At 66.6% G+C, this 23,976-nt stretch carries 22 protein-coding genes; 2 read left to right on the forward strand and 20 right to left on the reverse strand.

Annotated features, from left to right (window positions below; genetic code table 11):
- Positions 1-42 precede the first annotated feature (42 nt).
- The 10 genes from P3W75_RS22755 to P3W75_RS22800 form a co-directional block, all read right to left on the reverse strand.
- A complete protein-coding gene (locus P3W75_RS22755; protein WP_276229575.1) occupies positions 43-729 on the reverse strand; it encodes a hypothetical protein in 687 nt (228 codons plus the stop codon).
- A 92-nt stretch (positions 730-821) separates the two neighbouring features.
- Positions 822-1,790 (reverse strand): hypothetical protein, encoded by a 969-nt coding sequence (locus tag P3W75_RS22760; protein WP_276229576.1) that lies wholly within the window; start codon positions 1,788-1,790, stop codon positions 822-824.
- Positions 1,790-5,365, reverse strand: coding sequence for a hypothetical protein (locus tag P3W75_RS22765; RefSeq protein WP_276229577.1), 3,576 nt, complete (start codon positions 5,363-5,365; stop codon positions 1,790-1,792). Before P3W75_RS22765 ends, P3W75_RS22760 begins: the two co-directional genes overlap by 1 nt.
- Before the next feature lie 79 nt (positions 5,366-5,444).
- Positions 5,445-5,840: a hypothetical protein gene (locus P3W75_RS22770; protein ID WP_276229578.1), complete on the reverse strand. Its 396-nt coding sequence runs from the start codon at positions 5,838-5,840 to the stop codon at positions 5,445-5,447.
- Positions 5,837-6,937 (reverse strand): hypothetical protein, encoded by a 1,101-nt coding sequence (locus P3W75_RS22775; protein WP_276229579.1) that lies wholly within the window; start codon positions 6,935-6,937, stop codon positions 5,837-5,839. The genes P3W75_RS22770 and P3W75_RS22775 overlap by 4 nt, the downstream gene beginning before the upstream one ends.
- A 115-nt stretch (positions 6,938-7,052) precedes the next feature.
- Positions 7,053-7,805, reverse strand: a complete 753-nt coding sequence (locus P3W75_RS22780) for a hypothetical protein (RefSeq protein ID WP_276229580.1) — start codon at positions 7,803-7,805, stop codon at positions 7,053-7,055.
- A 112-nt stretch (positions 7,806-7,917) separates the two neighbouring features.
- On the reverse strand, positions 7,918-8,385 hold the full coding sequence (locus P3W75_RS22785) for a hypothetical protein (RefSeq protein ID WP_276229581.1): 468 nt from the start codon (positions 8,383-8,385) through the stop codon (positions 7,918-7,920).
- Positions 8,386-8,629: 244 nt separating this feature from the next.
- The gene (locus tag P3W75_RS22790; RefSeq protein WP_276229582.1) at positions 8,630-9,109 is read right to left on the reverse strand and encodes a GNAT family N-acetyltransferase; all 480 of its coding nucleotides are present in this window, start codon (positions 9,107-9,109) and stop codon (positions 8,630-8,632) included.
- Positions 9,110-9,178: 69 nt separating this feature from the next.
- The gene (locus P3W75_RS22795; RefSeq protein WP_276229583.1) at positions 9,179-9,538 is read right to left on the reverse strand and encodes a hypothetical protein; all 360 of its coding nucleotides are present in this window, start codon (positions 9,536-9,538) and stop codon (positions 9,179-9,181) included.
- A 17-nt stretch (positions 9,539-9,555) separates the two neighbouring features.
- Entirely contained in the window at positions 9,556-9,765 is a 210-nt protein-coding gene (locus P3W75_RS22800) for a TraR/DksA C4-type zinc finger protein (protein ID WP_276229584.1), read from the reverse strand.
- Positions 9,766-10,170: 405 nt separating this feature from the next.
- Between P3W75_RS22800 and P3W75_RS22805 the strand changes: the two genes are divergently transcribed.
- Together P3W75_RS22805 and P3W75_RS22810 are read left to right on the forward strand one after the other, a co-directional pair.
- A complete protein-coding gene (locus P3W75_RS22805) occupies positions 10,171-10,926 on the forward strand; it encodes an XRE family transcriptional regulator (RefSeq protein WP_276229585.1) in 756 nt (251 codons plus the stop codon).
- Between the two features lie 129 nt (positions 10,927-11,055).
- The gene (locus P3W75_RS22810) at positions 11,056-11,370 is read left to right on the forward strand and encodes a pyocin activator PrtN family protein (RefSeq protein WP_276229586.1); all 315 of its coding nucleotides are present in this window, start codon (positions 11,056-11,058) and stop codon (positions 11,368-11,370) included.
- Positions 11,371-11,596: 226 nt separating this feature from the next.
- Here the strand turns inward: P3W75_RS22810 and trpE are convergent, their stop codons facing one another.
- From trpE to P3W75_RS22860, 10 genes are all read right to left on the reverse strand, one after another.
- Complete coding sequence (trpE, locus tag P3W75_RS22815; RefSeq protein ID WP_276229587.1) at positions 11,597-13,090, reverse strand: anthranilate synthase component I; 1,494 nt, start codon at positions 13,088-13,090, stop codon at positions 11,597-11,599.
- A 70-nt stretch (positions 13,091-13,160) separates the two neighbouring features.
- Positions 13,161-13,985 carry a phosphoglycolate phosphatase gene (locus P3W75_RS22820; RefSeq protein WP_276229588.1) on the reverse strand — a complete coding sequence of 275 codons (825 nt, stop codon included), beginning with the start codon at positions 13,983-13,985 and terminating at the stop codon, positions 13,161-13,163.
- Positions 13,985-14,659, reverse strand: coding sequence for a ribulose-phosphate 3-epimerase (rpe, locus tag P3W75_RS22825; protein ID WP_276229589.1), 675 nt, complete (start codon positions 14,657-14,659; stop codon positions 13,985-13,987). Before rpe ends, P3W75_RS22820 begins: the two co-directional genes overlap by 1 nt.
- Positions 14,660-14,826: 167 nt before the next feature.
- Entirely contained in the window at positions 14,827-15,654 is an 828-nt protein-coding gene (locus P3W75_RS22830) for an ABC transporter permease (protein ID WP_276229590.1), read from the reverse strand.
- Between the two features lie 13 nt (positions 15,655-15,667).
- Entirely contained in the window at positions 15,668-16,915 is a 1,248-nt protein-coding gene (locus tag P3W75_RS22835) for an ABC transporter permease (RefSeq protein WP_276229591.1), read from the reverse strand.
- A gap of 174 nt (positions 16,916-17,089) precedes the next feature.
- On the reverse strand, positions 17,090-18,148 hold the full coding sequence (locus P3W75_RS22840; protein WP_276229592.1) for an ABC transporter substrate-binding protein: 1,059 nt from the start codon (positions 18,146-18,148) through the stop codon (positions 17,090-17,092).
- Positions 18,149-18,189: 41 nt separating this feature from the next.
- Entirely contained in the window at positions 18,190-19,299 is a 1,110-nt protein-coding gene (locus P3W75_RS22845; RefSeq protein ID WP_276229593.1) for an ABC transporter ATP-binding protein, read from the reverse strand.
- Positions 19,300-19,659: 360 nt separating this feature from the next.
- Entirely contained in the window at positions 19,660-20,697 is a 1,038-nt protein-coding gene (locus tag P3W75_RS22850; RefSeq protein WP_276229646.1) for an ABC transporter substrate-binding protein, read from the reverse strand.
- A 140-nt stretch (positions 20,698-20,837) separates the two neighbouring features.
- Entirely contained in the window at positions 20,838-21,467 is a 630-nt protein-coding gene (locus P3W75_RS22855; RefSeq protein ID WP_276229594.1) for a response regulator, read from the reverse strand.
- A 37-nt stretch (positions 21,468-21,504) separates the two neighbouring features.
- Positions 21,505-23,928 carry a PAS domain-containing sensor histidine kinase gene (locus tag P3W75_RS22860; protein ID WP_276229595.1) on the reverse strand — a complete coding sequence of 808 codons (2,424 nt, stop codon included), beginning with the start codon at positions 23,926-23,928 and terminating at the stop codon, positions 21,505-21,507.
- Positions 23,929-23,976: the final 48 nt, after the last annotated feature.

The following is a 23,976-nucleotide window of genomic DNA, read 5'->3' on the forward strand; positions in this document are numbered from 1 at the left end:
GGCGGGCCTTGCTCCAGCCCGCCGCCGCGTCATGGGTCAGCATCAGGTCGTCTCCACTGCTTGCGGGCCAGCCGCCTGCGGTCGGTAGTAGCGGATCACTTCCGCCCGCGCCGTGCCCAACGGCTGCGGACCCGCCAGGCTATCGTCCCACCAGGCCGGCTCGGTGGCCGGCAGCTGGCCGGTCTGCGTGATCCTGTACAGCCAGCCCAGCATCAGCGACGGCCGGATCACCTGCCCCTCGGTGACGTTGAGGCTCGGCTGGAACAACGTGCCCCAGTCGTCCATGGCCAAGGCGTACACCACGCCGTCGGTGACCTTCAGCTCGATCACGTCCTCGCCGCCCTCGGCCGGGCCGTAGCCGGCGATGCGGTACTGCCCGTTGGACGGTTTCTCGATGAACACCAGCTCCCGCTCGGCCAGGGCGCCTTCGACACGCACCCGCGCGGTGATCTCCGCCGGCTCGCCGCCGCCCGAGCCCTCCCCGCTGGTGATGTTGTAGGTGTAGGTTCCAGACTCGTTGAGGGTCAGATACACCGCGCGCGTCAGCCGTGGCGCGGCGTCATCCACGCCGGCGGCCAGCCATTCACCCTGGGCCAGCAGCGTGGCCTGGTCGATGCTGAGCGTCGGCGTGAATTCGCCCTGCCCCGGTGCAGCGCGGAAGACCATGCACACTTGGCCGATGCTGTCCCAGCCCCGGTAGATCCGCACGAACTTCTCCCCCGTGGTCACCTCCCCCTCCCGCAATAGCCGGAAGCGTAGGTCTACGCGGGGTGGGTCGACACGCGCGGGATGCGCCACGTAAGCCGCTCGCAAGGCAACCATCACCAGAACTCCGGGTTGTTGGTCATCAGCCGGAACGCCGAAAGATAGCTATGGGCGGTCGCGAAGTACGTATAGCCATCGCCCAGGTTGATGGCCGTGTTTAGGTTTCGGGTAGTAAGTGTTACCGATCCCAGGCTCTGCCCCCCGTAGGAGGGAAACATTGCAGAGCAGTCGACCGGCAGCGCCAGGCCTCGAAGATAACCACCGACACCCCCAGCGAAGCCCCAGTAGGAGCGGGCCAGCGTGGTGTTCAGGAGCGGCACCACCTCCGTCCGCACCTGGGTGACACTTCCATTCATCACCAACATTTGCGGCAGCGAACCCGCGCCCACCAGCAGGCCGGTGCGAGGGTCCTTCAGCGCCGTTCCGCCTGAGTTGCCGAAGTAGTTGGTCGGCGAGCTGCTGGTGCTCAAATGCCCTCCAACGGAAATGAAGTTGCCGAGGCTGTCTTCCCCAACATAGAGCAACCCACAGTAGGTTCCTGGGCTGCTGCTGTTGAGTTCCGTCACAGCAGGAACACCTCCCCACACCCAGTTCAGCACGAAGGTTTTACTGTCCGCGATCAGCGTCCACGTCTGCGCCGCGGAGCTGTAGCACCACGAGTTGAGCTGCAGGGCCTGAGGCGTGGAGTTGTTTGCAGCAATCCCAGTCTTCAGGCCGTCCCCCGTCATAACCGAGCCGGACATCCCGGTGTAAGTCTGCGAGAGGTAGACGGCAATCGGGCCGGAACCGGTCGCCGTCCAGCTCAGACACACATAGCCGGTCTGCGCGCCGTTACGCAGCACGATGTAGGTTGTGTCTTCCGCCACCAGCGTCCAGCCGGCGGCGGCCTTGGCCCCATAGCCATTGACCAAGCTCGCCTTGAGGACCGTTCTGATCCCCTCGAAGTGCACGACGTTTGTCGACGCGGAAGCGCTAAACGTATAGGTCGGCGCGCCAGCGTCGTCGCGGTGATAGACGGTAGGCATCAGTCAGCGTCTCCTCGAATCTGCAGGGCGAACTCGTCATCCTCGACCGTGCCCTGGCCGCTGAGCACCGTGCGCGCAATCCACAGCGGGCCCAGCGCCGAGTCGGTGTTGAAGCGCACCGCGTTGGCCGCCGCCCAGCCCGAGCCCCAGCCTTCCTTGCGGATGGTGAAGTAGGCCAGACCGGTCTCCGGGTTGATCGGCGCACAGTCGGTGGTGGTGTTGCCGGTGGTGATCACCCCCAGCTTCTGCTCCACGACCTGGTATGCCGTGGCCGAGGTGAACACCAGCGCCCACTTCCCGTCGATGGCCCCCTGATTTGTGATGATCGGCGGGTAGCTCAGGGTGTTGTAGTTCGCCGTGGTGGTCTCCCCGACCGGGACATCCGTCCAGTTCGGCGCCCCGGTGCTCCAGGCCTTCTGCGTGAACCAGTGGTGATAGCGCGACTGCAGGTCGCCCCAGCTCACCGCGCTGGACACCGTCGCCTCACCGGCCGGCAGGTCCCACGGCACCGGCGAGGCCAGTTCGAGGTCCCCGCTGATCTGCACCTCGGTACACAAGGTCATGTGCTCGACGCGGTCCTGGATCACCAGCGGCAGGCTCAGCGGGTCGCCGGCGGCGTTCTTCAGCACCAGCGGGTTGCCCCAGGTAACCTGGCCCTCCTCGCGGTCCACCGTGTAGCTGGTGGTCGCCAGGGCCACGCCGTTGGCGTCTACCACCTCGATGGCGGCCTGCTGCTGGCGGGTCAGCGTCACCGTGCCGCCGGCCACCGGGCTGGCCACCACTGTCTCGGCGACGTGTCGAATCACCAGCACGTCGGCCTCGCGGTATACCGGTACCCGGCCATCCGAAGGCAGCCGCACCGGGTCCAGGCCGATCAGGCTGGCGTCCAGCGGCAGGGTCGAGTAGATCACGCCGTTGTAGCGCAGCAGCAGCGGAATCACCGGGATGTCGCTCGCGCCTGTCTGGTCGGACAGGTTGCTGGTGAAGCGCAGCCGGACGATGCCGGTATCGATGTCCACCGTGCCCTTGATCACCGCGTGGTCGAAGGTGCCGTTGGCGTCAGCCGTGGCAGTGACCACCGCCGCGGTGTCGACGCGCACCGCCGTCACCTGCAAGCTGCCCGCGCGCAGCGGCGCCCCCGGCGTGCGGAAGGTCATAGCGTTGACGCTGAAGCCGGCGTTGGTGGTCAGGCAGGCCAGCAAGGTCACGGTCGACCCGGCACCGGCGCCGTAGGTGCTCAGCGTGGCCGTGCGGCCGGCGTAGTCCACCGAGCCCACCGCCGTCCCGGCGTTTGTGGTCGAACTGATCCCCTTGTACAGCACGCCGGAACGGTCGACGTAGGTGTCGCCGCCCCAGGTGAATAGCAGGCTGCCCGGCAGGATCGCCTCCGTCACGCCCGGCAGTAGGTCCAGGGTCACCGGCACTACCGGCTGAGTGTCGGTCTGTGCGCCGTAGCTCTGGCCACTGGCCTGCGCCCGGACAGTGAGAGTGCCGCCGAAGGCTTCCAGCAGGTTGCTGTTGGTCTTCACCAGCTCTAGGGTGTCCGGCTTGAAGCCGTTCTTCTGGGTCGCGTAGGTGTACTGCACGTACACGTATTGCTTCGCCACCAGCATCGAGCAGGCGCCGGTGGAGTAGTTGATACTCCCCGCGCGCCCGTCGCTCCAGCCGCCCGAGCCGTTGTCGGTGACGGTGTTGCTCACCAGCACCTCGGACTCGTAGACCGGCAGGCTGTTGCCGCTGTCGGTGACGCCCTTGTCGATGGCCGGCACCGCCTGGCGCTGCCGGGTGATCCAGCTGATCTGAACGCTGCCCGGCTTGAGCGGCGCGCCCGGGATGGTGAAGGTCGACATCCCCGAGGCGTCCGAGGTCACAGCAAGCGGAGTGTCGGTGACCGAGCCCTGCTGGTAGCTGTGGGTGATCGCCGTCCCGGCGTCCGGTGTGGCGGTCAGCTCCATCGACACGGTGCCGGCGGCGTAGTTGATCACCCCGGCGCCGCCGGTGCCGCTGAGCGTGCCGTTGCCGGCGTCGGTGATGGTCTTGGTCACCCCGCCGACCTTGAAGCTCGCGCTGTAGCTGCCCGGCAGGATGCCCTGGTGCGGCAGCGTGCGGTTGACCTTGGCCTTGGCCTGGACGGAACTCCCGGTGCGCTGGGTGAAGGCCGAGCTGTTCTGCCCGACATACGCCCAAATCACCGAGCTGCCCACGTCTGGCAGCGCGTTCAGGGTCAGCGCGACCGAGCCGGTGGCGAAGGTGATCGTGCCGCTACCCTCGCCGGTCAGCTCGCCGTTGCCCGGATCGCGCAGGGTCTGCCACTTGCCCAAGGCCATATAGCTGACCTCAAGGGTGCCCGGCAGCGGCGGCGCGTCCGACAGGCTCAGGGTGTACACGTAACCGCGGTTGGACAGGTCGATGGGGATTTCCCCGGTGACCATCTCGCCGGTGGCGGCGGCGCCCGGCTGGAGCACCACACTGCCCGCGCCGGTATAGCCGGCGGTACTGCGCACCAGGTTGATCTCGCCGGTCTCGTAGTCGACGGTCCCGCTTGTGATCCAGTTGCTGCCCGAGACGTAGCGCAGCTTGCCGGTGCTGTCGTCCGAGAACACCCCGCCGTTGACGGTGAGGGTCAGCGTGCCCGGGGCAATGCCGGTGCCGACGAAGCTGCGCGACTGGCCGCCGGTGACCAGGGCGAAGGTCAGCGCTACGGTGCGCGAGGGGCCGGTGGCCAGAACCAGGCGCTTCTGATAGCCGGCCAGCTGGTCGATCAGGGAATTCTCGCGGGTGCTGCTGGGCACCAGCTGGGCGTAGACCGACTTCACCTTCACGTTGAGCGCGCCGGCGTCGACGGCCTCCGCCAGAGGGCTGATGCCGTAGTAGTGGGCCGCGTCGGCGACCTGAGTCGACAGCACCTGGCTCTTGGCCGTGCCGGCGGCGTTGGTCGCTGAGGTGCCCGCCGGGGTCGGCGAGCCGCCCGGGAAGGTGCTCAGCAGCGGCGAGCTGATCGACAGATCGAGCCGGCGCCGAGTGAAGGTCACGAAGTTGCCGTTACCGTAGTCGTAGGTGAACGACTCCAGCGAGGCCTCGACAGCGCTGAAGCGCACGTATTGCGTGGTGGCCCCGCTGACCAGCTGGTAGACCTCGCCGATCTCCGGCAGGCGTTGCTCCTCGCGCTGCACGCAGGCGATGGCGCGCTGGCCCTGCAGCTGGTTGCCCAGCAGCTCGAACGAAGCGGCCACGGCCGGCACCACGAACGACTCGATTGCGTCGCGGGCGTCCGCGCGCTCGTCGGTCTGGCTGCCGGTGTTGAACAGCACGACCGAGACGCGGGGGTCCGCCGGCGCTTTCGTCAGGATGCAGTGGGCGCCCAGGTACGGATCATCGTTGGTCGACACCACGCCGGCGAAGGCCTTGCGCAGGTTGATCCGGCCGATGGTGCGATCCAGGCGCGAGATATCCGGGAAGAGATTGTTGATCTCGCTATCAAGCACCACCTTGCCGGTGGCGCGACCACCACCGTCGTCTTCGTCGGTCAGGCGCTGGGCCTTCAGCAGCTTGAGATTGTTGACGTCAATCGTCATGGAGATAGCTCCAGAAATAAAAAGCCCCGCAGTGCGGGGCGACAAAAATCAGGGAGGGGGAGGCTTGGAGTACTTGGAGTCAGGTAACCACGGGGGCGACTGTGATCAGGCGAAGGGTCAGCAGATAGTCCGCGTTATCCCCTGGCAACGTCTCACGGAACAGGGCCTCCGCCTCCAGGGGCGGAGCGGTATCGGTGCGATTGAATATCACCGAGAACTCGCGCCCATCCGGCAGGACCAGCGTCATCACCCGGCCCGGCTGCTCACGTAGCAACTCCAACTGGCGTACGACATACAGCGGGGTCCAGCTGCCGCCCGCCGACTGCAGCGTGACGGGGCGGCCATAGCGCTTGAGCCCTTCCTGCACGAGAAAGGCGCCGCTGACCGAACGCTCCTGCTCCTGGGCCACCGAGCTCCAGGTGAACTCATCCACCCATAAAAGCTGGTCATCCAGATCAATGCTATCGAGCTTCATCGGGTCGCCCTCAGTCCTGCCTGTTCAAGAATGCCGAGCAGGCGCGTCTCATCCGATTCGTTTTGCAACGACAGATCAACACCGCCATTGGCGCTCTCCAGGCGAATTACTCGGGTGGGGCTCGATGCCCCCGCCGAAGCGAGTGCCGCCTGGGCATCCACTCGCTGTTGCTGTTCAGCCAACTGGCGCTTCTGCTCCGTTTCGGTCTCGATCTGCCGTAGGGTACTTAGCGCCTGCTGCATATTCTGGATGGCATCCAGATCGCCACTGGCCTGCGCCTGTCCCAACTGCTGCTGTAACTCGGTGCGCCGGCTGGCGAATTCGTTTCGCTCCGCTCCCGCCGAGTCTCCGCGAAGCTGTGCCAGCTCGCCCTGCAAACCATAGAGCGTCTTTTGCGAGTTCTCCTCCAACTCGCGCATCTTCTCTGTAGCCTCGGCGATGCTCTTGTCCAGGGCATTCAGATCTGCACCAGCAAGCAGGTCTATGCCGGAGCGTGCACGCTTGGCCTGGTCGACGAACTCGCTCAGTTTCAGCGTTCCGTTGGCGTAGCCCTCCTGCAACTGCTGGAGGGCTTGCTTCTGCTGCAGAAACGCGACCTGAACCTCCAGACTTCGCTGCTGAGTAGCCGTGGCCCACCTGCCGAACCCCGACATCCCCACGTTGTTGGAGGCCGACTTGGCGGCTTCCAGCGCGCGGGTCACAGCCTGCAGCGATGCCGTTGTGGACTCGAGACTCGTCAGGTCGGTCTTGGTGTCCACGGATGCAATACCCTGTTTCTGGTCAAAGGCCTCCAGCGCCTTGGCGCTCATGCCGGCCAGAGCGGTTCTCGACTTGGTAAGCACCCCACCGACATATGCCTCCACCAGATTCATGCTTAGCTTGTCTTTCTGGCCGGTGTCATACTCCATGAAGGACTTGACGGTGTTCTTCAGGTTCTCTGCTTCCTTCCCCATCGAGAGCAAAGCGTTCCTGATGGAGCCATAGGCCACCGACATCGCTTCCTTCTGCAAACCGGAAACGTTCCTGATGTCACTCAGGTCAACGGGATCGTATGGCAAATCGGTTTTTGGCTCTGACTTGGTGTCTTTATCAGCCATGCTGCCACCCTCCTTTCACTTGACTCACTTTCGCTTCGCCTCCGCGCAAGCCTGATCGGGGCCGACTCCACTAGAGGAACGCCCACCCGACGGCCCCGCCGGGTGGGATAAAGGCTCAGGCTGCAGGTTCGACCAGGTGCATTTCACAGAACTTGGAGAGCCCGCTGGCAGTCACCAAAGGGTCGGCCAGCAAGTCCATAGGGCCCGTCAGCTTCACATAGTCGGTTCCCAGCACGCCCAACTCGCTGAGAGTGCCGAACTTGGCGCGGCGGCAGCGCAGGGCGAACGGCTCGCCGGATTGCGCATCGTTGAGCCCCGCGATGTAAAGCTCCATTTCCACCTGCAGGCCATTCAGCATGTGCACTACCTTGCTGGGCACTGGGGTGTAGCCAACCGTGACCCCCTGAATTGCAGTGGAAGCGCCGAGCAACTGGATACCGTGGGGGGTCAGCAGATAGTCGCTCCCCACCGCCAGTACTTCATCAGCGCTGCCACTGACGCTGATGGGCTTGGCCAGGTCAGGTAGGAAATCGAAGGGCACCAGCTCTCCCGCTACACCAGAACAGCTATGTGCTTCGGCAGTAATTGCCGCCAGCGGGGTCGCGCTCACGCTACCGCGCGTCAGCAGAGCGATGTTCTCGGCGGTCACGTCGTAGAGCGAGATGGATGCAGTGATGTCGGTGATCCGCTCACGAACATTACGATTGCCGCCACCGCCCATGTAATTGGGCAAAGTCTTGCGATCAGTGGCGTAGCTGATGCTATACGCATCGCAATTGCCGAAAGGCAGGAAAGGCCCCTGGCCACCGTAGAGGCGGCCATGAACGACACCTTCACCAATGAAGGAGCGATCGATTTTCTGCAGCATTGGAAAATCCTTGTGATGGTATGGCTAGGTCAGGAGAGGCAGTCCTTCTTTAGAAGACGCGCCGTCACCCATAAAAAAGGCCGCTATATGCGGCCTTGGCAGCTGGAATGAATCAGCTGAGTTTCTCGATGAAGGACAGGCTCACCTGGACGCTCATGGAGGCACCGCCCCCCTCGCCTGGAGGATTGACCGGTGTAGGAATGGAGACCCCCAGCGTTAATGCCCGAGCCCCACTGACCCGACCGAAAGCTGGCGCAACCAGGGCCCGTGCAATGGACCACTCGGCCCGATCCAGCCAGTGTTCAAGCTCTTCTTCCGAAGGCTTGTTCTCCAACCAAAAGTCGATCTGGCTCGTTCTCTGACGTTTCGCGGCACCCGCCGGCGCATTCGCTCCGGCAAGCGGCTCGCTGGCGAAGGTGTACAGGCAGGCTGCCGGTAGTGGCGTTCCTTCCGGCAGCTCGCTGTACCGGCCTCTCAGGACTGTCCGCAGCTCCATGGGGTAACCGGCATCGCTACGGATGCTGCTCAGGCGCTGAACCAGCTCGTCAGTCAGCGCCGCCGCGACAATGCTTCGCTCCATCGTGTTGATTTCCCTTGGCTATAGATGGTGGGGCGATCGGCCAGGTGATGCCCTCGACCGCATACGAAAAAGCCCGGCGCTATGGCCGGGCTCTGGAGTGGTTCTCAGTAGTGCTCCCTGGGGACGCACCTTTACAAGAATGACTACTTTTTACCCCCCGATTCCCGGCCGGACAAGGCGTTTCCGGCGTGGCGCCGCAATAGGTGGGCAATGCACCGGTGACACACCGGCATTGCACGGCAATTCAGTTCAGCGGCTTGCTCAGCAACACGGTGGTGAAGCCGCTATGCCATTCCTCGTCGGGGTAGAAGTCGATTTCCGCGTAGCCGTGCGCGGCATAGAAGGCGCGGCTCTGGACATTGAAGGTGTCGGTCTCCAGGCGCACTTGCCGGTAACCGTCGGCGGCGATGCGGCGCTCGGCGTGGCGCAGCAAGGCGCCGCCGGCACCTGTGCGTTGCGCGTGCGGTGAAACATGCAGGGCGTCGATGAAGTCGTCGCGCCAGTCGACCAGGCCGATGACCTGGTCATCGCGGCAGGCCAGTTGGAAATGTGCGAGGTGCTCGCGGACATAGGCTGGCGTGCGTCGTTGCGCTTCGAAGCGCGCACGGGCCTCGGCGGTCAGTTGCGGCTTCCAGGTGAATTCGTAGGTGGCGTCGAGGATGCGCAGGATCGCCTCGGCATCGGCCGGGGTGGCGGGGCGCAGGGTGAGGCGGGGATCGTCCATGGCCGCGAGCATAGCGCAGCGGCTGTCGTGGGACGAAGAAAGCCCGGCGCGGGGCCGGGCTTGGGGGGATCAGGCAACGCGGCGCAACAGCCGGGCCTGGATGGTCTGGTGCGCCACGTGCAGGCGCAGGTAGAAGGTGTTGCGGCTGCAGCGGCAGTGGCGATATTTCTGCTCCGGCTCGCTGTCGCGGTTGAGGTAGTGCTCGGTCACTACGTCTTTCTGCTGCTCGGGCAGGCCGTTGATGACCAGGTCCAGCTCGGCCACGCGGTCCAGCAGCACGCGGCTGCCACGGGTGCCGCGAATCATCTCGCCGCGGTTGGCGATCATCATCGCCAGCAGGTTGCCGCCGGCATAACCGCCGCCGGCCACGCCGGGGCTGTGCATCTCTTCGGCCCAGAGCCTGAGCATCTCGTCGATCGGCTTGATCACGTCTTCCTCCCGCGCCGTCAGCGGCGTCTCTCCAGTTCTTCGATGGCCTGGCAGTCCAGGCAGCGGCGGCACCCCGGCGCCGCCAGGCGGCGCGCTTCGGGGATGGGGTCGCCGCAGGCCTGGCAGTCCGCCGCGCCCTCCTCCGCTGTGGCGCTGCGGCGCATCGCCAGCAAGGCGTCGAGGCGCTCCATGGCCAGGTCGTTGGCGTAATCGGCGATGTCAGCCATGGGGGTTCTCCCTGTCACGTGGTGTTGCTCCATTCATGCTTTTCTCCGGGCGACGACCCGCCCTGCGCGGGCCGTCCCGCGGCCGCGTTTCCAGGTCATTCGCGTGCTGTTCGTGGATGGGGGGCACCCAGCTGGCGCCCCTCGCTGCACGGGGACGGCGCGCTCCTCGCCCATCCCCGTCGTTCAGCCTGCCCCGTGACGCACGGGCTGCAGGCAACCCACGGCCTCCCTGCCGTGGCGGACGGGCGCGCTCCCACCCTCGTGGGAACCACGTCCGCCACCAGCACCGACGCCCTTCAGAAACAACCTTCGCCGGCCTGGCGAGAGCAAAACTACAACCAAAGCTATTACTGGTCAACACCAAAGCTATTTACACTTCGCAGGACCTGACGGTAGAGTGCCGCCATGAACAGCACAGCCCCCTCGACGCTCGCCGAGCGCCTCAAGCAGGCCATGGCGGCGCGCAACCTGAAGCAGGAGACCCTCGCCGAAGCGGCCGGGGTTTCGCAGAACACCATCCACAAGCTGACCTCCGGCAAGGCGCAGAGCACCCGCAAGCTGATCGAGATCGCCGCGGCGCTGGGCGTCTCGCCGGTCTGGCTGGGCAGCGGCGAAGGCGCGCCGAACGCGCAGGCCAGGCCGGCCGACGGCGGCCCGCTGCTGCTGGAGCCGCTGCATCCCTGGGACAGCAGTACACCGCTGGATGAAGACGAGGTGGAGTTGCCCTTGTACAAGGAAGTGGAAATGTCCGCCGGCGCCGGGCGCACCGCGGTGCGCCAGATCGAGGGGCGCAAGCTGCGCTTCTCCTACGCCACCCTGCGCGCCGCCGGGGTCGACCCGGACGCGGCGATCTGCGCGCAGCTCACCGGCAACAGCATGGAGCCGCTGATCATGGATGGCTCCACCATCGGCATCGACACCGCCACCACGCACATCACCGACGGCGAGATCTACGCCCTGGAGCACGAGGGCATGCTGCGGGTGAAGTTCCTCTACCGCCTGCCCGGCGGCGGCATCCGCCTGCGCAGCTTCAACCGCGACGAATACGCCGACGAGGAGTACGACGCGGAGGCCATCCAGGCCAGCCAGATCAGCATCATCGGCTGGGTGTTCTGGTGGTCGACGGTGCGCCACCGCCGCGCGCCGACCCTGGTCCGCTGACACCGAACAGACCCCGCCGCGGCGGGGTTTCTTTTGCGCGGACGAAAGACACGTCGGCGGCGATTGCCAGAAAAAACAACAAAAGCTATATTTCCTTCATCGAACGACAACCGCGAGCAGGAGGAAGCCATGCTGCTGTCGAACACCGACCACGTACCCGCGCCACGCCAGGAAACCGTGACGCTGGTCTACCAGATCTTCGGCGACGTGCTCGTGCCCCTGGAGCAGGTGCGCGAGCGCTGGTTCCGCAACCTCAACCGGGAAAACTTCGGCAAGGCCCTGGCCTGCGGGCGCATCGCCCTGCCGGTGACCACCCTGGACGATAGCCACAAGGCGATGCAATACGTGGCGGTCGATCACCTCGCCGCCTACGTCGAGCAGCGCGCCAGCCTGGCGGACGCCGCCCTCGCCCGCCGCCGGGCCACGCAGCAGGCGTCGACCTGAATACCACGCCTACAGGAAGAGCGGCGCCGTAGGATGGCGTTGAGCGAAGCGATACCCATCAACACCAGCGCATGGGTATCGCAACCTACGAAAAGCGCTTTGGCGCAGCCGTGAACAGAGGCGGCGAGGTCATTCGCGAGCAAGCTCGCTCCTACGAAAAGCCGGCGCAAACGAAAACGCCGTTTCCCCTCGCAGGGAAACGGCGTTGTTCATTGCCGGCGAAGACTCAGTCGTCGCCGTTCTGGCGCGCGGTGTGCTCGGCCAGGGCGACCGCGCGGAACATGGCGCGGCGCTTGTTGATGGTTTCTTCCCACTCCAGCGCCGGCACCGAGTCGGCGACGATACCGCCGCCGGCCTGCACGTGCAGTTCGCCGTTCTTGATCACCGCGGTGCGGATGGCGATGGCGGTGTCCATGTTGCCGTTCCACGCCAGGTAGCCCACGGCGCCGCCGTAGACGCCGCGTTTCACCGGCTCCAACTCGTCGATGATTTCCATGGCGCGGATCTTCGGCGCGCCGGACAGGGTGCCGGCCGGGAGGATCGCGCGCAGGGCGTCCATGGCGCTGAGCTCGGGCTTGAGCTGGCCGTTGACGTTGGAAACGATGTGCATGACGTTGGAGTAGCGCTCGATGACCATGCGCTCCGTGACTTTCACCGAACCGGTCTGCGAGACGCGGCCGACGTCGTTGCGGCCGAGGTCGATGAGCATCAGGTGCTCGGCGATCTCCTTGGCGTCGGACAGCAGGTCCTCTTCCAGGGCGCGGTCGGCTTCCTCGGTCGCGCCGCGCGGGCGGGTGCCGGCGATCGGGCGCACGGTGACCTCGCCGTCCTCGACGCGCACCAGCACTTCCGGCGAGCTGCCCACCACATGGAAGTCGCCGAAGTTGAAGAAGTACATGTAGGGCGTCGGGTTGAAGCAGCGCAGCGCGCGGTACAGGTCGATGGGCGCGGCCTTGAAATCGATGGACATGCGCTGCGACGGCACCACCTGCATGCAGTCGCCGGCGAGGATGTATTCCTTCACGGTGTCCACCGCGCGCTCGTAGTCCTCGCGGGTGAAGCTGGCGCGGAACTGCGGCTCGGGTGCGTTGACGGCGCTGAAGTCCAGGCCCTTGCGCGGGGTGATCGGCTGGCGCAGGCGTTCCAGCAATTCTTCCAGGCGCGCCTGGCCCTTGTCGTAAGCGTCGGCCTCGGCCGGGTCGGCGAGGACGATGGCGTGCAGCTTCCCGGCCAGGTTGTCGAACACCACCACGGCGTCGGAGACCATCAGCAGGATGTCCGGGTTGCCCAGCGGGTCCGGGTTCGGGCACTGCGCCAGGCGCTGTTCGACGTAGCGCACGCAGTCGTAGCCGAAGTAGCCGACCAGACCGCCGTTGAAGCGCGGCAGGCCCGGAAGGTTCGGTACGCGGTAACGTTCCTTGAACTGCTCGACGAAGGCCAGCGGGTCCTCGCAGTCGAAGCGCTCGCGCTCCACGCCGTCGTCGCTGATGCTCACGCTGTGGCCGTAGACGCGCAGCACGGTGCGGCACGGCAGGCCGATGATGGAGTAGCGGCCCCACTTCTCGCCGCCCTGCACCGACTCCAGCAGGTAGCTGTTGGCGCCGTCGGCGAGCTTCAGGTAGATCGACAGCGGGGTGTCGAAGTCGGCGAGGGTTTCGCAGGTCAGGGGGATGCGGTTGTAGCCTTCGGCGGCCAGCCGCTGGAATGCGTCGCGGTTCATGATCGATCTCGTGCGAGGAGGTGGAACGGGCTGTGGCAAACGGGCGCCGGGAAGTCCGGCCGGAAGAATGTCAGGCGCGCCAGCGCCAGCGGGCCAGGGCCTTGATGACCTTCATCCAGAGTTTGCGGGGGGCCGTGTCCAGCACGATGGAATCTCTATGGGCGGGGGTGGAACCGTCGTCCGGCAACACTATCGCTTTGCCCGTATCGAAGCAAGGCAGCAGTTGGCGCAGGTCGTCGAGCACCAGCGTCGGCTGTTCCTCGGCGATCGGCCGGCCGTGGTTGTAGCCGTAGCTCAGGCCGACGCTGCGTACCCCGGCGGCCTTGGCGGCGAGCACGTCGTTGCGCGAGTCGCCGACGAACAGCGCCTGCTCCGGCTCGACACCGGCGGCCTTCATCACGAACAGCAGCGCGGCCGGGTCGGGCTTCTGCTGCGGCAGGGTGTCGCCGCCGACGATCCAGCGGAAGAACTTGCCCAGGCCCATCTCGTCCAGCAGCGGGGCGACGAAGCGCTCCGGCTTGTTGGTGATCAGCGCCAGCTCGACGTCCTGTTTCTTCAGCCACTTCAGGGTGTCGACCACCCCGGGGTAGACCTCGGTCAGCGCGTGGCTGTCGGCGTAGGCTTCCATGAACAGCGCCAGGGCGCGCTCGGTGTCTTCCTCGCTGACGCCGTCGTGCTCGATGCCGCCGGCCAGGGCGCGGCGCACCAGCACCCGCGCGCCGTTGCCAACCCAGTGGCGCACCCGCTCGAGGCCTGCGGGCGCGCGGCCCATGCCGACCAGGGCCTGGTCCACCGCGGCGGCCAGGTCCGGCACCGAGTCCACCAGGGTGCCGTCCAGGTCGAACATCACCAGGCGCGGCAGGCGCCCGGCGATCCCTTGTTGCACGGCGCTCATCACTTGCCGGCCTGCGCCAGTTCGGCGTGCATGGCGCGGATGACCTCGGCGTAGTCCGGGGCGTTGAAGATCGCCGAACCGGCGACGAAGGTGTCGGCGCCGGCGGCGGCGATCTCGCGGATGTTCTTCACGTTGACCCCGCCGTCGATCTCCAGGCGGATATCGCGGCCGGAGGCGTCGATCAGCGCGCGCGCCTCGCGCAGCTTGTCGAGGGTGCCGGGGATGAACTTCTGCCCGCCGAAGCCGGGGTTCACGCTCATCAAGAGGACCATGTCGATCTTGTCCATCACGTACTTGAGCGCGTCCAGCGAGGTGGCCGGGTTGAACACCAGGCCGGCCTTGCAGCCGCCATCCTTGATCAGTTGCAGCGAGCGGTCGACGTGCTGCGAGGCTTCCGGGTGGAAGGTGATGTAGGTGGCGCCGGCTTCGATGAAGTCGCCGATGATGCGGTCCACCGGGGAGACCATCAGGTGCACGTCGATGGGCGCGGTGACGCCGTACTTGCGCAGCGCCGAGCAGACCATCGGGCCGATGGTCAGGTTCGGCACGTAGTGGTTGTCCATCACGTCGAAGTGGACGATGTCGGCACCGGCGGCGAGCACCTTGTCCACGTCCTCGCCCAGGCGGGCGAAGTCGGCGGAGAGAATCGACGGGGCGATGGCGTAGGGTTGCATGGCGCACCTCTGTGGGCGAAATCACGGATGGCGCGCATTGTAGCCGTTGGAGGCGGCGAGGTGGGATCGAGGCGATGGCTGTAGGAGCGAGCTTGCTCGCGAACCCTCGCGAAGCAATTCGCGAGCAAGGGCTGGGCGCCCCCCTCGCTCCTACGAAGAGCGGTGGATCAGGCGGTGGAGGCGGTACGCATCTTCTCGCTGCGACCGCGCAGCCACTCCAGGGTCAGCAGCAGCAGGATCGAGAAGCCGATCAGCAGGGTCGCCGCGGCGGCGATGGTGGGGCTGAGGTTCTCGCGGATGCCGCTGAACATCTGGCGCGGCAGGGTGGCCTGCTCGGGGCCGGCGAGGAACAGCGTCACCACCACTTCGTCGAACGAGGTGGCGAAGGCGAAGAGCGCGCCGGAGATCACCCCCGGGGCGATCAGCGGCAGGGTCACCTTGAAGAACGTCAGCACCGGCGGCGCGCCCAGGCTGGCGGCGGCGCGCACCAGGTTCTGGTTGAAGCCCTGCAGGGTGGCCGACACCGTGATGATGACGAAGGGCACGCCCAGCACCGCGTGCACGATGATCAGCGAGATGTAGCTGTTGCCCAGGCCCAGCGGCGCGAAGAACAGGTAGCTGGCGACACCGATGATCACCACCGGGACCACCATCGGCGAAATCACCAGGCTCATGATCAGCGCCTTGCCGCGGAACTCGCCGCGGGTCAGGCCGATCGACGCCAGGGTGCCGAAGACCATGGCCAGCAGGGTCGCCGCCGGGGCGACGATCATGCTGTTGGTCAGCGAGCGCATCCATTCGGCGCTGTGGAAGAAGTCGGCGTACCAGCGCAGCGAAAAGCCCTGCAACGGGTAGACCAGGAAGGTGCCGGAGTTGAACGACAGCGGCACGATCACCAGCACCGGCAACACCAGGAACAGCAGCACCAGGCCGCAGAGGATGCGCAGGGTGTAGAACCACACGCGCTCGACCGGGGACATGTAGGGACTCAGCATCTTCTTTCTCTCCTCAGCCCAGGCGCAGGCGGCTGGCGCCCACCAGCCAGCCATAGATCACGTACAGCACCAGGGTGGCGAGCAGCAGCAGGCCGCCCAGGGCGGTGGCCATGCCCCAGTTGATGGTGGTGTTGGTGTAGAAGGCGACGAAGTAGCTGACCATCTGGTCGTTCGGGCTGCCCAGCAGCGCCGGGGTGATGTAGTAGCCGATCGACAGGATGAACACCAGCAGGCAACCGGCGCCGACGCCGGCCACGGTCTGCGGGAAGTACACCCGCCAGAAGCTGGCGAACGGGTGGCAGCCGAGGGAGATCGCCGCGCGCATGTAGCTCGGCGAGATGCTCTTCATCACGCTGAAGATCGGCAGGATCATGAACGGCAGCATGATGTGCACCATGGCGATGTACACGCCGGTGCGGTTGAACACCAGTTGCAGCGGCTGGTCGATCAGGCCGAGCTTGAGCAGCGCGCCGTTGATCAGGCCGCCGGCCTGCAGCAGCACGATCCAGGCCGCCACGCGGACCAGGATCGAGGTCCAGAACGGCAGCAGCACCAGGATCATCAGCAGGTTGCTCTTGCGCGTCGGCAGGTTGGCCAGCAGGTAGGCCAGCGGGTAGGCCAGCAGCAGGCAGATGACGGTGATCACCGCGCCCATCCAGAAGGTGCGCGCGAAGATGTCCAGGTAGATGGCCTGGTCCGGGGTGGCCGCGGCCACCTCGCCGAGGTCGTCGATGCGATGGTCGACGGCGGCGAGCAGGTAATAGGGGGTGACGCTGCTGGCGTTGCGACGGATCGCCTGCCAGTAGGCCGGATCGCCCCAGCGCTCGTCGATGGACTCCATGGCGTCCTTGTAGGAAGCCGGTTGCTCCTTGAACGGCAGGGCGCGGGCGGTCTTGGCCATCAGGCTGCGGTAGCCGGCCAGTTCCATGTTCAGGCGCTTGGAGAGGTCACCGATGGTCTGGTTCTTGCGCGCGGCGTAGAGGTCTTCGCTCAGCGCCTGGTACACCGCTTCCGGCGGCAGGGACTTGCCGTCCCAGGCGGTGATGGCGTTGACGGTCTTCGGCAGCGAGCCGACCACCTCGGGGTTGTTCACGCTCTTGTAGAGCAGCGCGGCGATCGGCACCAGGAACGTCAGCAGGAGGAACAGCAGCAGAGGCAGGACCAGGGCCTGGGATTTCAGGCGGTTCATCCGCTCCGCACGCGCCAGGCGCTGCTTGAGGGTGGGGCCGGCGACCTCGTTCAAGGACACAGCGGTGGCCATAGCGAACTCCGGTAAAACGGGCCGCCCGCGAAGGCGGCCAAGGTGTGGTGTATCAGGTGTGTCGCGGTGCGCGCCGCCGAACCGGGGGATTGCCCCGGCGGGCACGGCCCGCACTGCCTGCGGGCCGTTGCGGCGTCGCCGCGGGTGCCGCCCGGGAGGGCGGCGGGGCTGCCCTTACTTGGCGGCCCAGGCGTTGAAGCGCTGTTCCAGCTGCTCGCCGTAGTCGGCCCAGAAGGTCACGTCCATGCCCACCTGGTTCTCGATGTTGGCCGGGGTGGTCGGCATGTTGGTCAGCACGCCCTTGTCCAGCAGGCTCACGGTGTTCTTGTTCACCGGGCCGTAGGCGATGTTCTCGGCGTAGATCTTCTGCTGCTCGGGCTTGACCGAGAAGGCGATGAACTTCAGGGCGTCGTCCTTCTTCTTGGCGCCTTTCGGGATGGCCCAGGCGTCGAAGTCGTAGATGCCGCCGTTCCACACGACCTTCAGGTTGCTTTCCTTCTGCACCGAGGCGATGCGGCCGTTGTAGGCCGAGCTCATCACCACGTCACCGGAGGCGAGGTACTGCGGCGGCTGGGCGCCGGCTTCCCACCACTGGATGTTCGGCTTGATCTCGTCGAGCTTCTTGAAAGCGCGATCCTGGCCTTCCTTGGTGGCCAGCACCTTGTAGACGTCCTTCGGCGCGACGCCATCGGCCATCAGGGCGAATTCCAGGGTGTACTTGGCGCCTTTGCGCAGGCCACGCTTGCCCGGGTACTTCTTGGTGTCCCAGAAGTCGGCCCAGCCGGTGGGGGCGCTCTTCAGCTTGTCGGCGTTGTAGGCCAGCACGGTGGACCAGACGAAGAAGCCGACGCCGCAGTTGCTCACCGCGCCCGGAACGTAGTCTTCGGCCTTGCCGAGGATGGCCGGGTCGATTTCCTCGAACATGCCTTCGTCACAGCCGCGGGCCAGTTCCGGCGACTCCACCTCGACCAGGTCCCAGGTCACGCTCTTGGTGTCGACCATGGCCTTCACCTTGGCCATCTCGCCGTTGTACTCGCCGGCGATGACCTTGTTGCCGGTGGCCTTTTCGAAGGGCTGGTAGAACGCCTTGGTCTGGGCGTCCTTGTTGGCGCCGCCGAAGGAGATCACGGTCAGATCGGTGGCCGCCATCGACTGCGCGGCGCAGGCCAGGCCCAGGGTCAGCGCGGCGAGCTTGAGGCCGGCCTTCGACGGGTGGAACGGGGACTTCGACATTATTCTTCTCTCCACAGTGTGCTGGTTTGTTTTTCTTCGAATCAGGCCGCCGAGAGCGGGTCGAGGGCACGCACGTGCTCCACGGCCCAGCCCAGCGGTACCACGTCGCCCACGCGCAGGGCGGGGTCGAGCCCGGCGATCGGCTGCTTGACGAAGAAGTCCGTGCGGCCGCAAACCTCCAGGCGGATGCGCACGTGGTCGCCAAGATAGATGAACTCGGCCACACGGCCGGAGAAACGGTTCACGCAGCTCTCGCTCTGCCCGTTCAGGCGCACCCGCTCGGGGCGGATCGACAGGCTGACGGCGTCGCCGGGCTGGCCGACGTTGACCGCCAGCGCCTCGACCTTCTCGCCGCGCGCCAGGGCCACCACGCAGCGGTCGCCGTCCTGGCTCTGCAGTTGCCCGGCGATGCGGTTGTTCTCGCCGATGAAGTTGGCCACGAAGGAATTGCGCGGGTGTTCGTAGAGCTCCGCCGGCGGGGCGATCTGCTGGATCTCACCCTGGTGGAAGACCGCCACCCGGTCGGACATGGTCAGCGCTTCGCCCTGGTCGTGGGTCACGTAGACCACGGTCACGCCCAGGCGCTGGTGGATGTGCTTGATTTCCATCTGCATGTGCTCGCGCAGTTGCTTGTCGAGCGCACCCAGGGGTTCGTCCATCAGCACCAGCTGCGGCTCGAAGACCAGCGCGCGGGCCAGGGCCACGCGCTGCTGCTGGCCGCCGGAGAGCTGCGCCGGGTAGCGCCCGCCGAAGGCGTCGAGCTGGACCATGGACAGCGCGCGCTTGACCCGCTCGGCCACGTCGGTCTTGCTCATGCCGCGCACGGACAGCGGGAAGGCCAGGTTCTCGGCCACGGTCATGTGCGGGAACAGGGCATAGTTCTGGAACACCATGCCGATGTCGCGCTTGTGCGGGGGGACGTTGTTGATCGCGCGGCCGGCCAGCTGGATCTCGCCGGCGGTGGGGGTTTCGAAACCGGCCAGCATCATCAGGCTGGTGGTCTTGCCGGAGCCGGAGGGGCCCAGCAGGGTCAGGAATTCGCCTTTGCGAATATCCAGGTTGAGGTCTTTGACGATGAGCGTCTCGCCGTCGTAGCTCTTCTGGACGCCACGGAAGCTGACCAGCACATCGTTCGCCTGAGTCTCGGCCATAACCGCACCTTTGTATTTATGTAAGTAATGCCGTGGAGCAAGACTAGAGAAGCCTGCACAGCGCGCAAATCGGGCGGGGAGAGAACTTGCTATAAGGGTAGAAGAGGATCGTCTGTAGGGCGATCCCTACACGAAAAGTGGGGCTATCAAATGCAAAAAACCGGTGTCGCACTGATTGCGACACCGGCTTATCCAAGACCGACCCAGAACCTGTCTATGAGCTCGCGAGCTAGAGCGGGACAAGGCGAGAACAGGCGAGTGACGGACCGGGCTCGCGTTCGAGTTCAGGCCGCTAAATGAGCATCGCTCGCCTGTAGTCAACGCAGTCACGCCGACGCGCAGCAGCTCGTAGGCAGGTTCTCAGCGCTTGGCCCAGTCCTCGAAACGTTTCTCCAGGGCGTCGCCGTGCTCGGCCCAGAAGGCCACGCTCATGCCCAGGGCGTTGGCCATGTTGCGCGGCGCGGTGGGCAGGTTGGCGGCCACCTGCGGGTCGAGCTGCGCCACTGCCTTGCGATTGGTCGGGCCGTAGGCGATGTTCTCGGCGTAGACCTTCTGCTGCGCCGGCTGGCTGGCGAAGGCGATGAACTGCTCGGCCAGTTCCTTCTTCCACGCCCCGGCCGGCAGCGCCCAGAAGTCGAAGTCATAGATGCCACCGCCCCAGACCATGCGCAGGCCCTTCTGCTCGGGCTGCGCCGCGGCGATCCGGCCGTTGTAGGCCGAGCTCATGACCACGCTGCCGTCGGACAGGTCGCGCACCGGGTCCTGGCCGGACTTCCACCAGCGGATTGCCGGGCGGAGTTCATCGAGCTTGTGGAAGGCGCGGTCGACGCCGGCCGGAGTGCCGAGCACCTGGTAGACGTCCTTGGGCGCGACGCCGTCGGCCATCAGCGCGAATTCCAGGCTGTACTTGGCGCCCCAGCGCAGGCCGCGCTTGCCCGGAAATTTCTTCAGGTCCCAGAAGTCGGCCCAGCTTTCGGGCTTGCCCTGAACCTTGTCCTGGTTGTAGGCCAGCAGGGTGGTCCAGACGAAGATGCCGACACCGCAGGGCTGCACCGCGCCGGGAACGAAGTCCGCCGGGTCGCCGATCAGGCGCTGGTCGAGCTTCTGGAACAACCCCTCCTGGCAACCACGCGCCAGCTCCGGGGCCTCCACCTCGACCACGTCCCAGGACACGTGGCTGATCTCCACCATGTGCCGCAGCTTGTCCAGGTCGCCATTATAGGAACCGTGCACCACCGCCGTGCCGGTGCCGGCCTTGAAGGGCTCGTAGAAGGCCTTCTCCTGGGCCGCCTTGTTGGCCCCGCCGAAGGAAATCACCGTCACGTAGTCCGCCAGCGCCGGCGTGGCGACAGATCCCAGCAGGCCGGCCAGCAGCCCGCCCCGTACCGCTCGCAACAACATCCCTTTCTCCTTGTTCTGGTGAGGTGCCCCGCGGGGCCGCCCATGATTCCCTTTCGCCGGGCCGCGAGATAGGCGGCCTTTGCAAAAACCGGAAGGGACGCACATTCGGCGCGGCGGATGTGCGATGCGGGCGCAGCTCAGACCAGCTTGTGCTCCACCGCGTACTTCACCAGATCGGCCACCGAGTTGGCGCCGAGCTTCTGCATCAGCCGCGCCTTGTGGGTGCTGATGGTCTTGCTGCTGACCGCCAGGTGCTGGGCGATCTCGTTGACGCCCTCGCCTTTCACCAGGCGTTCGAACACCGAGAACTCGCGCTCGGAGAGCAGCGCGTGGGACGGCCGCGAGTCGGTCAGGCCGACCTCGAAGACCATCCGGTCGGCCAGTTCCGGGTCGATGTAGCGGCCACCGCTGGCGACCTTGCGGATCGCCGTGAGCAGCAGCGCCGGGTCGCTGTCCTTGGTGGCGTAGCCGGCCGCGCCAATCTTCAGCGCCCGCGCGGCCATCTGCACCTCGTCGTGCATGGACAGCATGAGGATCGCCGGCGCGTCGTTCAGCGCGCGAATCCGCGGGATGGCCTCCAGGCCGTTCATGCCGGGCATGGAGATGTCCAGCAGGACCACCTCGCAGGGCACCTGGCGCAGGGTTTCGAGCAGTTGCTCGCCATTGGTGGCCTCGCCCACCACCTGCAGGTCCTTGGCCATGCCGATCAGTTGCTTGATGCCCTCGCGGACGATGGTGTGGTCTTCCGCCACCAGTACTCGAATCACGCTCGTCTCCCGACCATTGCTCACTACGCCGGCGCCCTCACGGCGCTTCCGGCATTTCCCCCGGCTCCAGCGGCACCCGCACGCGCAGGCTGCTGCCCTCCCCCGGCAGGCTGTCGATCTCCAGCCGCCCGCCAAGCATCAGCACGCGCTCGCGCATGCCGACCAGGCCGAACGAGCTGCCGCGCCAGGCGGCCTCGGTGTCGAAGCCGCGCCCATCGTCGCCGATGCTCAGGCAGAGTTCCGCGCCCTCCACCCGCAGGGCCAGCTCGACAGTATGCGCCTGGGCGTGGCGCATGACATTGGTCAGCGCCTCCTGGAGGATGCGGAACAGGCCGATGGCCTTGGCGTCGCCGAGGCGCGGCGGGTTCTCCGGCACCTCCACCAGGCAGGGGATGCCGGTGCGCGCCTCGAAGCGCCGCGCCTGCCATTCCAGCGCCGAACCGATGCCGGCGTCGAGGATCGGCGGACGCAGCGCCGAGGCCACGTCGCGCACCAGCTGGAACAGCTGGGCGATCAGCTTCTTCATGTTGCCCAGGCGCTCGTTGAGGCCGGGGTCCAGCTCGCCGTAGCCCAGCTCGCACATGGAGGTTTCCAGCTTGAGCACGGTGAGCACCTGGCCCAGCTCGTCGTGGACCTCGCGGGCGATGCGTGCCTTCTCTTCCTCACGCACGCTTTCCAGGTGCGCGGAGAGCTCGCGCAGCTGGGCGCGCGACTGCGCCAGCTCCAGCTCGGTTTGCTTGTTCTCGCTGATGTCCCAGACCACCCCGTCCCAGGCCAGCCGGCCGCCGTCGAGCTGTCGCGCGGTGGCCTTGATGTCGACCCAGCGCGGCTCGCCGGTGCGGCTGAGGATGCGCCCCTGCCAGTGCCAGTTCTTGCCGCCGGCCACCGCCTCCAGCTGGCTGGCGAGGTACCCCTCGCGCTCGCCCGGGTGCACCAGGCCGATGATGCCCAGGCCGCTCTCGCCCAGGTAGCCGGGCGCGTAGCCCAGCGAGGCCTCGCTACCGCCGCTGATGAAGCTGATATGTGCGAAGTCGGAGGAATCGTCCGGCTCGCTGGGCTCCAGGCGGAACACCAGGCCGGGAACGTTGGCGGCGATGCCCTGCAGGCGCGCCTCGCTTTCTTCCAGGGCGGCGCGGGCGCGGCGGCGCTCGGTGGCGTCGTTGAGGAACACCAGCAGGTACTCGGAACCGCCGAAGCGCAGGAAGCTCAGCGACACCTCGGCCGGCAGCCACTGGCCGTCGGCGCGGCGCAAGTGGCTCTCGAAGCTCAGCGGGCCCTCCTCGCTGTTGCGCGCACGGCGCCACAGGTCGAGCCAGGCGTCCATGTCCAGGCCCGGCTCGAAGTCGGCGAGGGGCCGCTCGATCACCTCGCCCGGGGCGTAGCCGAGCATGTCCTCGGCGGCACGGTTGGCGTAGCGCACGTGGCTGTCCCAGTTGACCCAGAGGATGCCCACGGTGCTGCTGTCGATGGCGAACTGGGTCAGCCGCAAGGCCTCCTCGGCCGCCTGGCGCAGCTCGATGTCGCGGCGCGCGGCGAGCAGGCGCTGCTCCAGCTGGTTGCGTTGATGACGCAGCCAGAACGCCGTGGCCAGCGCCAGCGACAGGAGCAGGCCGAGCAGCAGGCAGAGGTTCTGCCAGAACCCCGGCGACTGCGCCAGGCGCGGGTATTGCGGCTGCAGCCAGCGCTCGTGCAGCTGGTCCAGCTGCTTGGCCGGCAGCGCGCGCAGGCTGGCGTCGAGGATGCCGGCCAGCTCCGGCAGGTCGCGCCGGGTGGCGAGGCGCAGCAGCTGTGGATAACCGATGTCGGCGACCACGCGAAAGCCGGCGAACTCCGACTCGCGGCTGAGCCGCGCCAGGTGCGCTTCGTCGATCACCGCGTAGCCGGCCTCCTGGCCGAGCACGCGGCGCAGCGCCTCGCGATCGCTATCGGTGAGTTGCAGGGCGATGCCGGAATAGGTGCCGCGCAGGTAGTCGGACACCACGCTCGGGCCACGCAGGGCCACCGGCTCGGTGCCGTCCAGGTGATCCAGCTCCACCGCGCCGGGGCCGTCGCGGAAGCCGATGAGCATCCGCGGCACGCGCAGGTAAGGGTCGGAGAACAACCACTCGCGCAGGCTCGACGGGGTCTGCGCGAGGCCCGGCGCGAGGTCGATCTCGCCAGCGCGGGCAGCACGCTCCAGCGCCTCCTGGTCGGGATAGACGCGCCATTGCAGGCTCACCTGCAGCGCACCGGCGAGCCATTCGAGCAGTTCCACGTTGGCCCCGGAAAGCTGCTGCAGGCGCCGGTCCTGCTGGGCGTAGGGCGCATCCAGCACCACGCCGGCGCGCAACTGCGGGTGGGCCTGCAGCCAGGCGCGCTGGGCCGCGTCCAGGGGCACGTTGGGCGCCGCTTCCTGCGCCGCGCCCGGCAATGCAATGCACAACAGCAACGCCGCCACGGCGCCCCACCACAGTCGAGCCATGCCCACTCCCCGAATCAAAGGCGCGCCTACCTTACCGTACGCCGGGGG

It is taken from the genome of Pseudomonas citronellolis (assembly GCF_029335315.1).
Taxonomy (GTDB): Bacteria; Pseudomonadota; Gammaproteobacteria; order Pseudomonadales; family Pseudomonadaceae; genus Pseudomonas; species Pseudomonas citronellolis_A.

Excerpts from the sequence above, each read along its gene's own strand:
- P3W75_RS22780 (WP_276229580.1), bottom strand. The coding sequence starts at position 7,805 with ATGCTGCAGAAAATCGATCGCTCCTTCATTGGTGAAGGTGTCGTTCAT.
- P3W75_RS22810 (WP_276229586.1), top strand. The coding sequence starts at position 11,056 with ATGCTGCTGTCGAACACCGACCACGTACCCGCGCCACGCCAGGAAACC.
- P3W75_RS22800 (WP_276229584.1), bottom strand. The coding sequence starts at position 9,765 with ATGGCTGACATCGCCGATTACGCCAACGACCTGGCCATGGAGCGCCTC.
- P3W75_RS22860 (WP_276229595.1), bottom strand. The coding sequence starts at position 23,928 with ATGGCTCGACTGTGGTGGGGCGCCGTGGCGGCGTTGCTGTTGTGCATT.
- rpe (WP_276229589.1), bottom strand. The coding sequence starts at position 14,659 with ATGCAACCCTACGCCATCGCCCCGTCGATTCTCTCCGCCGACTTCGCC.
- P3W75_RS22845 (WP_276229593.1), bottom strand. The coding sequence starts at position 19,299 with ATGGCCGAGACTCAGGCGAACGATGTGCTGGTCAGCTTCCGTGGCGTC.
- P3W75_RS22830 (WP_276229590.1), bottom strand. The coding sequence starts at position 15,654 with ATGCTGAGTCCCTACATGTCCCCGGTCGAGCGCGTGTGGTTCTACACC.
- P3W75_RS22790 (WP_276229582.1), bottom strand. The coding sequence starts at position 9,109 with ATGGACGATCCCCGCCTCACCCTGCGCCCCGCCACCCCGGCCGATGCC.
- P3W75_RS22835 (WP_276229591.1), bottom strand. The coding sequence starts at position 16,915 with ATGGCCACCGCTGTGTCCTTGAACGAGGTCGCCGGCCCCACCCTCAAG.
- P3W75_RS22820 (WP_276229588.1), bottom strand. The coding sequence starts at position 13,985 with ATGAGCGCCGTGCAACAAGGGATCGCCGGGCGCCTGCCGCGCCTGGTG.
- P3W75_RS22765 (WP_276229577.1), bottom strand. The coding sequence starts at position 5,365 with ATGACGATTGACGTCAACAATCTCAAGCTGCTGAAGGCCCAGCGCCTG.
- P3W75_RS22785 (WP_276229581.1), bottom strand. The coding sequence starts at position 8,385 with ATGGAGCGAAGCATTGTCGCGGCGGCGCTGACTGACGAGCTGGTTCAG.
- P3W75_RS22775 (WP_276229579.1), bottom strand. The coding sequence starts at position 6,937 with ATGGCTGATAAAGACACCAAGTCAGAGCCAAAAACCGATTTGCCATAC.
- P3W75_RS22770 (WP_276229578.1), bottom strand. The coding sequence starts at position 5,840 with ATGAAGCTCGATAGCATTGATCTGGATGACCAGCTTTTATGGGTGGAT.
- trpE (WP_276229587.1), bottom strand. The coding sequence starts at position 13,090 with ATGAACCGCGACGCATTCCAGCGGCTGGCCGCCGAAGGCTACAACCGC.
- P3W75_RS22760 (WP_276229576.1), bottom strand. The coding sequence starts at position 1,790 with ATGCCTACCGTCTATCACCGCGACGACGCTGGCGCGCCGACCTATACG.
- P3W75_RS22840 (WP_276229592.1), bottom strand. The coding sequence starts at position 18,148 with ATGTCGAAGTCCCCGTTCCACCCGTCGAAGGCCGGCCTCAAGCTCGCC.
- P3W75_RS22805 (WP_276229585.1), top strand. The coding sequence starts at position 10,171 with ATGAACAGCACAGCCCCCTCGACGCTCGCCGAGCGCCTCAAGCAGGCC.